The organism is Neptunomonas qingdaonensis, from assembly GCF_900113275.1.
Taxonomy (GTDB): Bacteria; Pseudomonadota; Gammaproteobacteria; order Pseudomonadales; family Balneatricaceae; genus Neptunomonas; species Neptunomonas qingdaonensis.
On record NZ_FOOU01000014.1, the window covers coordinates 55,643 to 71,238 of the forward strand.

Annotated in this window: 16 protein-coding genes; 2 read left to right on the forward strand and 14 right to left on the reverse strand. The window is 45.4% G+C overall.

Features of this window, described 5'->3' with window-relative positions; translation table 11 throughout:
- Positions 1-871: 871 nt before the first annotated feature.
- Entirely contained in the window at positions 872-1,057 is a 186-nt protein-coding gene (locus BM099_RS16725) for a hypothetical protein (protein WP_090729602.1), read from the forward strand.
- Positions 1,058-1,205: 148 nt separating this feature from the next.
- Here the strand turns inward: BM099_RS16725 and BM099_RS16730 are convergent, their stop codons facing one another.
- The 14 genes from BM099_RS16730 to ftsY all read right to left on the reverse strand — a co-directional run bounded on the left by BM099_RS16730 (position 1,206) and on the right by ftsY (position 13,761).
- Positions 1,206-1,940 carry an ABC transporter permease gene (locus tag BM099_RS16730; RefSeq protein ID WP_090729603.1) on the reverse strand — a complete coding sequence of 245 codons (735 nt, stop codon included), beginning with the start codon at positions 1,938-1,940 and terminating at the stop codon, positions 1,206-1,208.
- Between the two features lie 25 nt (positions 1,941-1,965).
- Complete coding sequence (locus BM099_RS16735) at positions 1,966-2,562, reverse strand: flavodoxin family protein (RefSeq protein WP_090729605.1); 597 nt, start codon at positions 2,560-2,562, stop codon at positions 1,966-1,968.
- Positions 2,563-2,857: 295 nt separating this feature from the next.
- Positions 2,858-3,910: a quinolinate synthase NadA gene (gene nadA, locus BM099_RS16740; RefSeq protein WP_090729606.1), complete on the reverse strand. Its 1,053-nt coding sequence runs from the start codon at positions 3,908-3,910 to the stop codon at positions 2,858-2,860.
- A gap of 115 nt (positions 3,911-4,025) precedes the next feature.
- Positions 4,026-4,724, reverse strand: coding sequence for a 7-cyano-7-deazaguanine synthase QueC (gene queC / locus BM099_RS16745; protein WP_090729608.1), 699 nt, complete (start codon positions 4,722-4,724; stop codon positions 4,026-4,028).
- Positions 4,725-4,771: 47 nt separating this feature from the next.
- Positions 4,772-5,617: a tol-pal system protein YbgF gene (gene ybgF, locus BM099_RS16750; protein ID WP_090729610.1), complete on the reverse strand. Its 846-nt coding sequence runs from the start codon at positions 5,615-5,617 to the stop codon at positions 4,772-4,774.
- Positions 5,617-6,159, reverse strand: coding sequence for a peptidoglycan-associated lipoprotein Pal (gene pal, locus BM099_RS16755; protein WP_090729611.1), 543 nt, complete (start codon positions 6,157-6,159; stop codon positions 5,617-5,619). Before pal ends, ybgF begins: the two co-directional genes overlap by 1 nt.
- A gap of 128 nt (positions 6,160-6,287) precedes the next feature.
- Entirely contained in the window at positions 6,288-7,577 is a 1,290-nt protein-coding gene (tolB, locus tag BM099_RS16760; protein WP_090729613.1) for a Tol-Pal system beta propeller repeat protein TolB, read from the reverse strand.
- A 2-nt stretch (positions 7,578-7,579) separates the two neighbouring features.
- Positions 7,580-8,599 carry a cell envelope integrity protein TolA gene (gene tolA, locus BM099_RS16765; protein WP_090729615.1) on the reverse strand — a complete coding sequence of 340 codons (1,020 nt, stop codon included), beginning with the start codon at positions 8,597-8,599 and terminating at the stop codon, positions 7,580-7,582.
- A gap of 8 nt (positions 8,600-8,607) precedes the next feature.
- Complete coding sequence (gene tolR / locus BM099_RS16770; RefSeq protein ID WP_090729617.1) at positions 8,608-9,024, reverse strand: protein TolR; 417 nt, start codon at positions 9,022-9,024, stop codon at positions 8,608-8,610.
- Between the two features lie 12 nt (positions 9,025-9,036).
- Positions 9,037-9,717, reverse strand: a complete 681-nt coding sequence (gene tolQ / locus BM099_RS16775) for a protein TolQ (RefSeq protein WP_090729618.1) — start codon at positions 9,715-9,717, stop codon at positions 9,037-9,039.
- A gap of 358 nt (positions 9,718-10,075) precedes the next feature.
- The gene (locus BM099_RS16780; protein ID WP_090729620.1) at positions 10,076-10,474 is read right to left on the reverse strand and encodes a TraR/DksA family transcriptional regulator; all 399 of its coding nucleotides are present in this window, start codon (positions 10,472-10,474) and stop codon (positions 10,076-10,078) included.
- 98 nt (positions 10,475-10,572) lie between these two features.
- The gene (gene ruvB, locus BM099_RS16785; RefSeq protein ID WP_090729624.1) at positions 10,573-11,586 is read right to left on the reverse strand and encodes a Holliday junction branch migration DNA helicase RuvB; all 1,014 of its coding nucleotides are present in this window, start codon (positions 11,584-11,586) and stop codon (positions 10,573-10,575) included.
- Positions 11,587-11,619: 33 nt separating this feature from the next.
- Positions 11,620-12,249: a Holliday junction branch migration protein RuvA gene (ruvA, locus tag BM099_RS16790; RefSeq protein ID WP_090729626.1), complete on the reverse strand. Its 630-nt coding sequence runs from the start codon at positions 12,247-12,249 to the stop codon at positions 11,620-11,622.
- A gap of 108 nt (positions 12,250-12,357) precedes the next feature.
- Positions 12,358-13,761 carry a signal recognition particle-docking protein FtsY gene (gene ftsY / locus BM099_RS16795; protein WP_090729627.1) on the reverse strand — a complete coding sequence of 468 codons (1,404 nt, stop codon included), beginning with the start codon at positions 13,759-13,761 and terminating at the stop codon, positions 12,358-12,360.
- A gap of 144 nt (positions 13,762-13,905) precedes the next feature.
- On the opposite strand from ftsY, the gene BM099_RS16800 reads away from it, so the two are divergent.
- The gene (locus BM099_RS16800) at positions 13,906-15,519 is read left to right on the forward strand and encodes a cation:proton antiporter family protein (RefSeq protein ID WP_090729629.1); all 1,614 of its coding nucleotides are present in this window, start codon (positions 13,906-13,908) and stop codon (positions 15,517-15,519) included.
- Positions 15,520-15,596: the final 77 nt, after the last annotated feature.

Here is a 15,596-nt window from a genome sequence, read left to right on the forward strand (position 1 = left end):
AATCCACTCCGCTTTGATAAGCTCGGACGTCTACATCGACAAACCCTTTTGAGCAATTAAGATCCAGCATAGAGGCAGCCTGCGAGGCGGTACGATAACATAAGTCCAGCCGTTTTCACTCAACGCAGCCTATGTTAAGTATCTATAAGCACTCAGTCATACAGATAAAACCCTTCGGCAACATAAAAGAGTCGCCAGCCTTCACGCAAGAGCCATCAACACGACGAGTATAACTGCCCCGATCGACACTGATGAATGAGCCAGATCAAAGACTATTACCTTATTAATTGACGATTAAGTCATGGTCACATCGGCTGGACTTGAGTCGTACCACATAAAAAAAAACCCCAACATCTGAGTGCTGGGGCATTATCACATCAGGGGAACATCTGCGATAAATTCTGCTCACTTTCTGAACCGAAGAAGGTCAGTATAAACAGAACACACTGTACGTAAACGAACATTAAATTAACTCATTATTCCTTTTTGGTATAAATGTGACACCATCTCTACTTATAGCCAGAGATAATGCTAGTAACAGAGAGCTTGATAGCGCATGAGATTATGATCATTAATCAACAACTCACTCAGCATGCCTTAAATAATTTTCATTAAGACTCAGAGTAATTGCCTGCCGCCTAACAATTAACTAAAAATAAACTCAACCAGAGTTGTAACGAGAAAGCAAAGCCTGATGATTAAATCGGCTTTATGCGTGCTTGATGTTAACAAAACCAAAGTTGAATTGACTAATGCAAATGAAAAATATATCAGATAAGATGTTCAGACTAGGGTGGTAAATCCTATTTTGCTGTCCTTTATAAGAATAACAAATAAAAATCTTTTCGTTACATAAGATGAGGACGTAGCTATGATCAACAAAGAACATATGCAACAAGTAAGCATCGGAACGAGCATTATAGTCCCACTTGAACAGCTACTAAGCTGGCAAGACCCCCACTGCCCTGACAGCTTATTCATGCTAGAAGAGTTCAGTCACGTCAACAATGATGCTGAGTTTTTACTCGACTACGAAGAAGAATCAACCCACCACTAAGAAGAGACAACTGGGCTGCTAGTAGCGTCTCAACCACGCAAGCCCGGTTTAGTATATCCAATTAATCACCTCTGAGCGGCCACCTGTTCTTTGATGAAGGCCCCGTTACTGGAGGAGAATCATGTCATATTCAACACTATGCCAATGCTTACCGTACTTCCTTGGTATCTTGCGGTATAGCTACCCCGGTCTTACGATAACGCCGCCCCAGTAACCATAGCATCAGCGCTGCCCCCATGCCGCTCGATCCTAATATCATTGTCATAATCATGATCTGATAACGCACCGCAATTAAAGGTGAGACACCCGATAAAATTTGTCCTGTCATCATCCCCGGCAACGCGACCAAGCCCACTGCCAGCAACCCGTTGACCTGTGGAATCATAGCCGCATGGAAGGCACTTAAACGTGCTGACTGCTCATCCTTGTTCTGATGAAGCTCGGCATGATAACGCTCTGCCGCCAGGCTGATGGCGTTCATGGTGTTTGCAAAGTACATCCCTGCCAGCGGTATAATCACACGCGGCTCATACCAAACATCCACTGCCAACACCAACTGCAGAGTAATCAAAAGATGCAGAGCAACGGACACACCTAACGCAATGAAAGCGGGTTTCAAAAAACCTTTATGATGATTCACAGGGCGTATTGAAATCCAGGCAGCGGCACTAATCATGACCAACAATACCGCCAGTGTCAGCCAGATAGACGGATTACCAAATAAAGCAACAAGCACATAACCCACACCGATCAACTGCAGTGTCATCCGCGCACTGGCAAGCAATATTTCAGACGGCTTTCCCTGCCAGCTAAAATAAATCCCGCAGACAATCACAACGGGCAATGCGCACCATGCTAACGATAACCATGAGATTTCGGGCATAAATGTGAACTCCGTAGCTTTTCATTCAGAGTAGTTTCAATGCGAGTGCTTCTGCTTTTTTTTTGACCTGTGGTGATAACTGCGGCGTCGACTGCTTTGCAACAAGCCCGGTAAACAGCGTTCCGACGACATGGGCACCGATTACCTTAGCCGTCGTTTTAAGCTGCTTGTGTGTTCCGTTCAACCACCGTCCCAATATACCTGGCGCGGCACAGGAAGAAACCAGTATCGCCTTTTTGGGCAACAAGTCCGCTTTACGAAAAACAGGAGCATTTTGATCCCATGGCCAATATGCATACACTATTAAGCGTTCCATAAAACGTTTAAAAACTGCCGTTACAGAACCAAAATTAGTAGGCGAAGCAAGCACGTAAGCATCCGCCATCTCTATCTTATCGACCAACGCCTGCATTGCATCTTGCTGTACACATTTACCCGGATTATTACCCTTTTTCTTTGTACATTCCCTGCAATTCAGACAAAATTCAATAGGATAATCACGCAGGTCAACCCGATCAACGACAGCGCCTTCGGCCTTAAGCGCCGGCACCATTACATCCAGAGTTTGATCAGTAATACCGCCTGACCGGTATGAGCCATTGATCACAAGTATTTTAGGCATAATTTAATTACCTCCAATCAAGATTAAAGGATGCGCTTTATTATATTTAACTGGAGTCAAGCGAGCTTTAATCTCTATTGAAATGTAATAAAAAGTCTACACTGAAAAAATGACAAACGCAGGATCAGATGAATTAAATAAACGTAACAGAGACTTAAATAATAATGAGGGAAGCTTAAATAAATAAAGGAAAAGCCAAGACATCTACTGAGAAGCTTTTATTGAGAAGCTTTGCTCACTCAGAAAACCACCTGAGTGAGCAAAACCTGAGTGAACAACAAAGGACTGATATGACCTATTTATTCAGGTTGTTCGAGAAATCGAGCATACGCTGCAACGGACGGCGGGCGTCTTCAATTAACGACTCATCAACCAGCACTTCACCCTCTCCGGTTTCCAGAGCAGAGATAATATTTTCAAGACCATTCATTGCCATCCAGGGACAATGTGCGCAACTACGACAGGTAGCACCACTACCGCCTGTGGGTGCTTCTAAAAAGGTTTTACCCGGTGCAGACTGACGCATCTTATAAAAAATGCCCCGATCGGTAGCAACGATAAATGTCTCGTTAGGAAGCTCAGAGGCCGCTTTAATCAACTGCGTTGTCGAACCCACAACATCAGCAATTTCGACGACAGCATCGGGCGATTCAGGATGAACCAATATGGCGGCATCAGGGTAAACGCTTTTCAGTTCAAGGATGCCTTTAGCTTTAAACTCTTCATGAACAATACAAGAACCATCCCACATTAACATCTCAATGCCGGTTTGTTTTTGTACATATTCACCCAGATGCTTATCCGGTGCCCAAATAATTTTTTTGCCCTGCTCTTCCAGATGTTCAGCAACATTAACCGCAATACTAGAAGTGACTACCCAGTCAGCACGGGCTTTTACAGCGGCTGAAGTATTCGCATAGACCACCACTTCATGATCAGGGTGCTGGTCACAAAATGCTGAAAACTCTTCTATCGGGCAACCAATATCCAAAGAACAGGTCGCTTCAAGCGTCGGCATGAGAATGCGCTTTTCAGGATTCAGAATCTTGGCGGTTTCGCCCATGAAACGCACACCGGCAACAACCAATGTTTGCTCTGGGCGCTGTGTACCAAAACGTGCCATTTCAAGCGAATCAGAGATACATCCGCCCGTTTCTTCGGTGATTTCCTGAACAATAGCATCGGTATAGTAATGAGCAACTAAGCAGGCATTTTTCTCTTTAAGCAGTGTTTTAATTCGTGATTTGTAACGGTCGATTTCAGCCTGATCCATCTCATGTGGCAGATGTTCCTGCGCAAAATGTTCCTGAACCAGAATACGATCCGAAATGTCCTTTTTGCTCAACATAGTCAGATATCGCCAGTAAAAAATAAATGGGAGGAGTAGAATACACTATGGCGCAATAATTTTCACGCCACAGCAAATACCAGAAGACTCTCGTAAAATGATAAAATGCCAGAACTCAGGCACTAATGTAGCGTGTAGGGTCCTGCACACCCGCATCTTCAAAACCTTTAGCGCGCAAGCGACAACTATCACAAACACCACACGCGCGTCCCTCATCATCGGCCTGATAGCAGGAAATCGTATCCGCGTAATTAACCCCTAAAGACTGACCTTCGCGGATAATATCGGCTTTGGTCATATTCATCAGCGGTGTATAAATTTTAACACCCTGGCCAGAAACACCCGTTTTAGTGGCCAAATTCGCCATCTTTTCAAACGCATCGATAAACTCTGGGCGACAATCGGGATAACCGGAATAATCGACAGCATTAACACCGATAAAGATAGCAGTCGCTTCAAGCACCTCAGCCCAGCCCAGCGCTAGAGACAAGAAAACCGTGTTCCGCGCGGGAACATAAGTAACGGGAATGCCTCCCGTTTCATGATCGGGGACATCGATGCTGTGATCGGTCAGAGCCGATCCGCCAAAGTCTTCCAGATGAAGACGAATGACTCGGTGCTCGGTGATGCCCAACTGCTCAACAACACACCGGGCAGCATTTAACTCAGTCAGTGCGCGTTGCCCATAATCGAAACTCAACACATAGCAGTCAAAACCCTGATTTTTAGCCATCGCTAATGCTGTTGCAGAATCAAGGCCACCTGATAAAAGTACCACAGCCTTGCGTGCAGGCTTAGGTGCAGGCTTAATCATAACTATTTTATTCCTACTTATTTATTAAACTTTTTTGCTTAAATTTGTTATTGGCCCAGAGCACTGGCCGCCAGCTGCGCCGCTGATGTATCGGGATACTCCTTGACAACACGAGACATAAATATCATCGACTTTTCAAGATTCCCCTGCTGTTTATAAAGAATACCTAATTTATACAATGCATCTGAGGCTTTTCGTGAATCACGGTACTGATCGGCCACACGTAAAAAAGAGGCCTCGGATTCCTTCTGCTTGCCTTGCGCCAAATAAATTTCACCCAGCCAATAATAAGCATTAGCTACACGCGGGCTATCAGGATAATCAGTGAGAAAGCTGGTAAAGCTGTTTGCCGCAGCATTAAAATCACGCTCTCTGACAAGCGCAAATGCCGCCTGATAGTCACTCTGATCACCAGCCGATGAGCCGGCCGTTTCAGACGACGCCGTGGCTGATTTATCCACATTGCTTAATGAAGATGTGTTTCGGCCAGCGGTGTTTTCTTCTGCTGATGTCTTTTCTTGGGCTTTAACATCAACTGATGAAGTGCTGCGTGGCTCTTCACTGCTAACAGCGCCGCTTTCGCCCTGCATCTGGCTTTGCATAATCAAACTAAGACGTCGATCCAGATCGCGATAGCGCTCTTTCTGATCCGTTTCAATACGTTTTAAGCGGTACTCTTGAGACTCAAGCTGGCCTCTTAAACTACGCACTTCGTCTTGCAGTTGTTGAATGGTAATGATCAACTGGCTGCTTTGCGAAAGCGCATAATTGCCTGAGGCTGAGTTATTTTGATTAACCTCAATAACGGGAACAACCTGTGCAGCCTGAGCAGCCACTGCAAAAGCAGTGGCTGCCAGACAGACAGATATTCTTTTTAGGAATATCAACTTCATTAGCGCGCTACATATTTCAGTTCAACACGACGGTTCTGAGAGAGAGAATCTTCTCCTGAACCCATAAAAGCTGGTTTTTCTTCACCGAAGCTAATCGACTCAACCTGAGAGCCATTAACACCGTTTACAGCAAGAAAACGCTCAACTGCCTGGGCTCGACGCTCGCCCAATGCCATATTATATTCACGAGTTCCACGCTCATCTGCATGTCCTTCCAGACGAACAGACGCTTGCGGGTGTGTTGCCAGATATTGAGCATGTGCTTCAAGATCAGCAATACTATCGTTACGCACAGATGAAGTATCAAAATCAAAATAGAAAACAGTTTGAAGATTTGCGACATCAACTGAACCGCCCATACCTGAGCCTGAGCCTGATCCGCTCATACCGGCTCCTGAGCCAGCACCATAGGTAGTAGCAGAGCCGTTAGCTGATGAAGACAAATCGCCGTCTTCAGTTAACGTACTTGGCGAACTACAACCCACAACCCAGACAACTGATAGAGCTAGTGATATTGCTTTTGCAGCACTTGAAACGCGCATGGTAACTCCTGATTAATGACTTCTGGCCTTGGCCTGTGGTTTTGTAACTTTTCTATCTGGAACAATTTATATCTATTTATAACTATTTATATCTGTTTATAACTACAGTTGTTTGAGAACAACCTTTATTACTGTAAAAAAGGAGACCAAGCAGGCTCCCTCACATCCCCCTGTGTATTCGGCATAGTAAACCGAACACGTCCATCCAGAGAAACACCGGCTAACACACCACGACCGCCTTTCTTGGTAGCATAAAGTATAATACTACCATTAGGGGCAATCGTAGGGGATTCATCTAATCCTGTACTGGTCAGAATATCCAGGCGACCCGTTTTCAAATCCTGAACAGCAATATGAAAACCAGAAGCGTCCTGGTGAACCATGCTCAGAAAACGTCCATCCTGAGTCAAACGACCGCGACTATTATACTTGCCTTCGAAGGTTATACGCTTCAAATTCTTTGTCGGCAGATGTAATGAATAGATCTGCGGCATGCCGCCACGATCCGAGGTGAACAGCAACGACTCACCGTCAGGTGCCCAGGTCGGCTCTGTATCAATTCCATAATGACGCGTCACACGCTCCAACTGCCCGGTTGCCAGCGTTAATATATAGATTTCAGGGTTGCCGTCTTTAGATAATACCAACGCTAAACGATCGCCCTGCGGAGACCAGGCAGGCGCACCATTAAGGCCTTTAAAAGATTGAATCCGCTGACGCTGCCCTGTTGCCAGGTGCTGCACATAGATTGAAGGACGCGTACTTTCAAAGGAAACATAAGCCAGCTTACTGCCATCTTTGGACCAGGTAGGCGAAAGAATAGGTTCTTTAGACTCAAGAATCGTGCGAGGACGCGCGCCATCAGAATCGGCCATTTGTAAACGATAACGATATTTATCTTTGCCCAACATTTCTGCCGTTACATACACAATCCTGGTCGAAAACGCACCTTTGATGCCGGTTATCTGCTGGAAAATCTGATCTGCAATATAATGTGCAACATCACGTAGATTGTTACTATTACCATTGACCGTTTCAACCCATATCTGCCGCTCTTTGAGTACATCATATAACTCAACCGTTGCGGTTATTTGGCCATTAGTTGCAGGCTGAAGCCTACCAATAACCAGATAATCACTTCCTGAAATACGCCAGTCGCGAAAAAATACCTGATCACGGCTGCGAGGCGCGCTCAGCATACTTTCGCGTTTCATCATGCTGAAAAAGCCACTGCGTCCTAAATCGTCGGACACAATTTTTGCGACATCTTCACTCAACACCTCACCGTCCCAACCAAAAGGAACCACGGCGACGGGCGTTGGCGCATCAACACCTTGTGTTATTTCAACAACCAAATCTGCACGTACTGTCAAAGCCGATACCAGTAATAGAGCACCAGCCAATAATCGTTTGATCATGCTTACCACCTTAAACCTTCTGGTCGAAACTCAATAATAACCCGACGCAATTCTCTTTCAAAAAAGTGCGGATCCACTTCAGCAACACGTGTGAACTTACCAACTCGCAATACCGCTTGCTCTGCCGATTTATCAAACGCAGCATCACCACTACTCTGTATTATCTCTACACTATCGACCTCACCGGAAGGAAACAAGCGTATCATCACTTTAGCGTTCATGCCGTTACGTGTGTTACTCGGGTATCGCCAGTTTTTCTCAATCAACGCCTGAATATAGCCGCTGATTTCTGCTCGCATTTTATCAGAGCGTTCTGCAGCCGCGGCTTTACGTTTAGCTGCATTTTCTGCTGCCACACGTTCAGCTCCCTTCTGGCGTTTTGTCTCTTCGGCTAGTTTACGTTCAGCTTCTTTCCTTTTTAGCTCGTCACGCTTGCGCTTCTGTTCCGCGTCAGCTTTTTTGCGTTCATCTTCTGCTTTTCGCTTTTTATCCGCTTCCGCTTTTTTCTTCGCATCAGCCAATGTTTGAGCCTCTGCTTTTTTCTTCTCTTGTTCTTTCTTGAGCTCTTTTTCAGCCGCTATTTTACGTGCATGCTCAATCGCTTGCTGCTCTTTAAGCTTGGCTAATTTCTGCTCCTCTGCTTTACGCTGCTTCTCAGCCTGGGCTTTTTGCTGTGCTTCAGCGACAGCTTTTTGTTGCTTCTCAGCCTCCTGTTTCAATTTTTCAGCCTGACGACGCTGCTCTTCAAGCACCTGCCGTTTGAGCTCTTCCTGATGCTCCTGTGCAATTTTTTCGCGTTTCTTCTCTTGTTCCGCTTTTAACTTTTGCTCTTCCTGAAACTCTTTTTGAAGATTTTCCTGATTGCTTAACGCTTTCAAGTCAATCATTTCAGCCTGGATATGACGTGGTATTCTGCGATAGGGGTCTTCCTGCTGAAACCAGTGAGGGATCAACAATAAAAGTATGCCGCCATGCAAAATTAACGCACAGATAAACGGAATGATGTAACTGGTTATACCCACACAATACCCTACTCAGTTACCAAACCGACACTGGTGGCACCCGATTGCTGCATAAGAGACATCAACTGCACAACTTTATCGTAATAAACGTTTTTGTCTCCTCTGACCAGCAGCAATTGTTTTGGGTTCACACTCATGACTTTTTCTACCCGGGAAGCCACTTCTTCTCTACTGATCGCTTCAGTCTCGTCACCACCGATATTGATATAATAAAGACCCTCTTTATCTACCGTTACAATCATTGGTTCCTGATCCTGAGCATCAACTGGTTCAGCTGAGGCCTGAGGAAGCTCGACACTAACACCTTGTGTCAACATGGGCGCCGTTACCATAAAAATCACCAACAGCACCATCATCACATCAATGTACGGAACTACATTGATGTCGGCGTTGAGTTTGCGCTTGTTTCTTTTCCGTCTGATCATCGTATTAAACCATTAGATCGGCGAATGAATACGGCGGTGCAGAATACTGGAAAATTCATCTGCAAAGGTTTCATAGTTATTCATCAGCCATTCTGACTTAGCAGCAAAGCGGTTATAGGCAATAACAGCCGGAATTGCCGCAAAAAGCCCGATGGCTGTCGCCACCAAAGCTTCGGAAATACCGGGTGCCACAGAGGCTAACGTCGCCTGGTGCACATTCGCCAAACCCCGGAAAGAGTTCATTATTCCCCATACGGTTCCGAATAAGCCAATATAAGGGCTGGTCGAACCAACCGTAGCCAAAAAAGGAAGATGTTGTCCCAGCTTTTCTTCTTCGCGGGCCAGTGCTACACGCATACTACGCTGTACGCCTTCCATCACGGCATCCGGGTCGTAGCTTTTCTGCTGTGTCATCCGTGTATATTCTTTTATGCCTGCACAAAAAATAGTTTCAGCGCCACTGATTTTCCCGGAAGCATCCGAAATTTCACGATAGAGCTGCCCTAAATCAATGCCCGACCAAAACCTGTCTTCAAAATTACGTAATGCTTTCGCCGTGTTACGAATAACGCTAAAACGTTGAAATATCATTATCCAGGATATAAAAGAAGCGAGTACCAAAATAGCCATAACTACCTGAACAACGGCGCTGGCATTGATAACGAGGCTCCAGATCGACAACTGTTCGACCACTGCGTTTTCTCCGTAAAAAACCTATTAACCAATCAAGATTATAGGAATAGTCATTGTTTAATAAAACATCTGATCAAAGCCTGACAGGCAGATGCCATTTCTGAGATAGCGGCATGATTGAAAAGTTCATATTTCAAGCCACCAGCTTATTTGTAATAGCGCTTTGTAAGCATTTATCGCAGAGTGCGCAAACAATAGCAGGCGCGCAGATTTATACAAGAAGGGCGAAGTAAATGTAGTGGTTATTTTTTATCCGTGTCACCTTTTCCCCAATTAAACACCAGACAAAAGGCCGAAGGCTGATTTTCGTACTCGGGTAAACACTTAGACAACAAGCCCTCAGCGGCGAATCAATTAGCTACAAAGAAGCATGATGCACATCAGGATGCTGTTGCTCCTCCTTAGACTGGCAGGATAAACAGCGGGAGGATACTGGATTCGCTTTTAAACGATTCAATTCTATCTCCTCTCCGCAACCGACACACAAGCCATACTCGCCATTGGTTAAACGCTGCAAAGCCTCTTGGCATTCCTTGATTTCATGCAGGTGACGAGACATATTAACGAGGTTGATAGTTGACTCGAGGTCTGCAGATGCCTCATCACCCATATCATGAGCTTCTTTCATAGCCTGATGTACTCGCTCACCTTGCTGATCGTGGAGCTCATGCCCTACATCTTCACGTAAATTAGCGAGTAGATCCAACAGTTCGGCTTTAATTATCTTTTCTTGAGCGGCAGTCAATGAGGATGACATAATGTTTCTCTCTTATTGTTAGTATCACAGTTGCAGCATAAACTGCTGACGCGTGTACCAAAATATGCAGAGAATAAAACACGGCTTTTTTATAAGGTTTATTGACCCGTGTCAGGCTTATCAATACCAAAGTGCAGATAGGCATGATCAGTCACAACCCTCCCTCGAGGTGTTCGCATAATATAGCCCTGCTGAATTAGGAAAGGCTCAAGCACATCTTCAATGGTATCCCGCTCTTCACTGATGGCTGCTGCAAGACTGTCGATACCTACCGGACCACCACCAAACTTTTCAATCATGACCAATAATAAACGGCGGTCCATGTGGTCAAAACCACGTTCATCCACACTGAGCATATTCAGAGCCAGATTAGCCACATCCTGAGTAATAACACCGTCACATTTTACTTCTGCATAATCACGGGCGCGGCGTAATAATCGGTTGGCGATACGTGGCGTTCCACGACTTCGCTTAGCGACCTCTTTAGCACCTTCCGGATCAATACGTGAACCGGATAACCTCGCTGAACGGATAACAATCTGTGTTAGGTCCTCAATATTATAAAACTCAAGACGCTGAACGATACCAAAGCGATCACGCAACGGAGAGGTCAAAGACCCCGCACGAGTTGTTGCCCCGACTAAGGTAAAGGGTGGCAAATCCAGCTTAATTGAACGCGCCGACGGACCTTCGCCAATCATTATATCCAACTGATAATCTTCCATCGCGGGATAAAGAATCTCTTCAACATTCGGACTTAAACGGTGAATCTCGTCGATAAACAGAATATCGCCCGCTTCAAGATTAGTCAGCAAAGCAGCCAGGTCACCTGCTTTTTCGATGATCGGGCCGGACGTGGTTTTAATATCACCACCCATTTCATGCGCGATGATATTCGCTAAGGTTGTTTTGCCTAATCCGGGCGGACCAAAAATCAGTGTATGATCGAGCGCTTCTTTACGCTTTCTCGCCGCATGAATAAAAATCTCCATCTGTTCTTTAACAACAGGCTGTCCGGTGTAGTCAGCCAGTTTTTTGGGGCGTATAGCACGATCATGCTGCTCTTCCACCGGTGCACTGACAGACGAAATAAAACGATCTGCTTCGATCATGTATAACTGCCCCGTATTTCTATCAACTCATTATCAACCAGATATCATCGATTTTAACGCCAGACGAATCAGCTCTTCAGTACTGACATTCATGCCTAGCTGCTGCTCTGCCTGAATCACCGCTTTGGTCGCATGTACTGGCTTGTAGCCTAATGCCACTAAGGCGCTTTCGGCCTCTTCTCTGCAACCCGCAAAGTGCTGAGCCTGATTTGGCAGGTCCGTACCGGTTAATTGGAAATCGGCAGGTTCATCTTGCTGGAGAATTTTAAGCTTGTCTTTTAATTCGACAATCAGACGCTCTGCTGTTTTTTTGCCTACACCCGGAATACGCGTCAAGGCTGCGGCATCTTCTCGCTGCAAACAACCAATAAACTCTTCTGTTGTCATACCCGAAAGGATAGAGATCGCCATTTTGGGGCCAACACCATTCGCTTTAATCAAGGAGCGAAACAGGCTACGTTCCTTTTTATCGATAAAACCATAGAGCAACTGAGCATCTTCACGCACAACAAAATGCGTATGTAAAACAACAATCTGGCCAATGTCTGGTAGACGAAAAAAGGTATTCATCGAAGCTTCGACTTCATACCCAACTCCATGTAAGTCCAGCAGCAGATGCGGCGGCTGCTTTTCGATTAACTCACCCTTTAAGCGCCCTATCACGGCAATACTCTCATCCTGTTAAAAACATGGATAAATATACAGTACAATTAACCTAATACCAATCGATTCATACACAGTGAAATCAACAAATTAATCGTGTAAAGGTCTCTAATCAAATAACGCCGCCACAAACTCTTCTGCGACGAAAGGGCGAAGATCATCTATCTGTTCACCCACACCTATGTAACGAATAGGCAATTGCAACTGCTTAGCGATGGCAAATATAATTCCGCCCTTGGCTGTACCATCCAGCTTAGTCAATGTGATACCCGTCACTCCGACAGCATCCTTAAAGATCCGGGCCTGACTCATTGCATTCTGTCCGGTACCCGCATCCAGAACGAGCATCACTTCATGCGGTGCAGAAATGTCTTTTTTACGCATTACGCGTACGACCTTTTCCAGCTCCTGCATTAAATGATCTTTATTCTGCAAGCGCCCGGCGGTGTCCGCAATCAATACATCAACATTCTTGGTTTGGGCTGACTGCAACGCATCAAATAGCACAGAAGCGGAGTCTGCGCCGGTATGCTGAGCGATGACCGGTACGTTATTTCTTTGCCCCCATACTTGTAGCTGCTCTACGGCTGCCGCCCTGAAAGTATCACCCGCGGCCAACATAACTGACTTGCCTTCAGCCTGAAAGCGCTTAGTCAATTTGCCGATAGTGGTCGTTTTGCCCACGCCATTCACTCCAACCATTAGAATAACGTAGGGCTTGCACTGCGTATCAACCACTAGCGGCTGCTCAACCTGACCAAGCAATGCTGCCAACTCCTGCTTTAGCGACTGATGTAATGCCTGAGCATCAGCCAGCTGATTTCGCGTAACCCTATCCGTTAAGCGGCCAATAATTTCGCTAGTGGCTTCAACACCAACATCGGCCGTCAGCAGCAAGGTTTCGATATCTTCCAGTAACTCATCATCAATTTCTTTTTTACCCAGAAAAAGATTACCTAGTTTCTCAGACAAATTCGCTTTAGTCCGGCTTAACCCAGCCTTCATACGAGCAAACATACCCTGTTTAGCCGGCTCTTCGCCCGCAGCTGGTGCAGATTTTGCCGCGATTACAGGCGCTTGCTTTGCCTCATCTTCCGGCCTTGCTTCATCTGCCTGCTCTGGTTTTTCTTCATCTACCGGCTTAACTTCAGCAGCCTGTTTAGCTTCGGGTTTAACTTCGGGTTTAACTTCGGGTTTAACTTCGGGTTTAACTTCGGGTTTAACTTCGGGTTTAGCTTCGGGTTTAGCTTCTGGCTTGGCGGCGACAACGTCTACGTCCTTTTCAAGGGGCTCAGCGACCAGATCGGCAGACGGTTCTTCCTTTGCAGGTGTGATTTTTTTAGCCACTTCAGGTACAAGACTCACCGCATCAAGCTCTACAACGTCTGAATCCACAGGCTTGATATCATCGGGTTTATTTTCTTGCGTTTCTTGAGACTGCTCGACAACTTCAGGCGCCTTTTCTTGCGACTCTTCGCTGGATGAAAATATTGATCTCAGCTTCTTAAACATGCTTGTTCCTCAAAACACTTGATATGCCAAAAACTAATGAAAAAATGCAATAATAATATGTTGGTTACGGCTATGATTTCAAAAGAAATATCTTATCATAGTGCAGCGCTGCACAAACCCATTCAACGAAAATTGTAGGGAACTATGGACTTTATCTGGATTCTATTTGCATTTGTTTGCGGCTTGGCCGTAAAACTACTCTCTCTGCCTCCACTTATAGGTTTCCTGTTAGCGGGTTTCGTACTGCATTTCATTGGTGTCGCACCTACAGAGTCACTCAACACGCTAGCCGACCTTGGCATTACTCTAATGCTGTTTACCATCGGCCTTAAACTACATGTCTCCTACCTGTTTAAACGGGAAATATGGGCCAGCACACTCTCCCACATGGGCATCTGGACATTACTGTTCGGCTCCTCTTCACTATTACTTGCAGTCGTCGCGTTTCCATACTTTACAGACATGAGCTTTCAAGCAGCTGCCATACTGGGTTTTGCACTAAGTTTCAGCAGCACCGTATGCATTATTAAACTTCTTGAAGAAAGTGGCGAGATGAAAACCCGGCATGGACAAATTGCCGTGGGAATTCTGGTTATGCAAGATGTTGTTGCCGTTATTTTCCTGGTGTTTGCCACAGGCAAGATCCCGTCTATATGGGCGCTAGGCTTGTTTGGACTGATTTTTATTCGCCCGCTTTTGGATGCCTTACTCAACAGAGCCGGACATGGAGAGATGCTGCCACTTACCGGTTTTTTCCTGGCTTTGGGTGGTTATGAACTTTTCTCTCTCGTGGGTGTTAAAGGCGATTTAGGCGCTCTTTTATTTGGTGTACTACTCAGCCATCACCCAAAAGCGAGTGAACTAACAAAGTCACTGTTAAGCTTTAAAGACCTCTTTTTGATTGGCTTCTTCCTCTCAATTGGGTTCACGGCCTTACCTAACTGGTCAATGATAGGCATGGCGGCCATGATTTCCAGCCTGATTCTTATTAAATTTGTACTATTTTTCTTCATATTCACACGCTTGAACCTGCGCGGCCGCACATCGTTTCTATCCGCTCTGGCCTTAAGTAATTTCAGTGAGTTTGGTCTGATTGTCACTGCGCTAAGCGTAGATTCCGGCTGGATCAATAAAGAATGGCTGGTTATTCTGGCACTCGCGGTATCATTTTCATTTATTTTAACCAGCTTATTCTACGGCCACGCCCATCAAATTTACGGACAGTATAAAAACCTGATAAAGCGCTTCGAAAGCAACACACGCTTAACAGAAGATCTTTTTATCCAACCAGCCCGTGCTGAAATACTGGTTATTGGTCTTGGACGCGTAGGTAAAGGTGCCTTTAAAGCACTGCAAAACATGGTAGATCAACGTGTCGTGGGTATGGATGCTGACCGCTTACGTGTTAAAGAATTCCAGCAACAAGGGCTGAATGTATTTTTTGGTGACGGTGAAGACGCTGATCTGTGGGAAAGCTTTGATTCCTCTGCTATCAAGCTTGTATTACTTGCACTGCCTTCGATTGAGGATGATAAGAACATTACCATTCAACTACGTAATGCGAATTATCAGGGACAAATAGCAGCGATAGCGCGCTTTCAGGATCAGCGAGAGCAGCTTATCAATGCGGGTATTGACAATGTGTTTAACTTTTATACCGAAGCAGGTATTGGTTTTGCCGAAGAGAGCTTAATGCTAATCGGCGAACTGCCGGCAGATAAACAACCCAAGCCAGAGTTAACACTTGCCAGAGAATAATGTATCGACAATCCCATAGAGAGGACAAAAAAAACCTGCATGGCAAGAGCCATGCAGGGAACAAAGAAGTAGAAGCA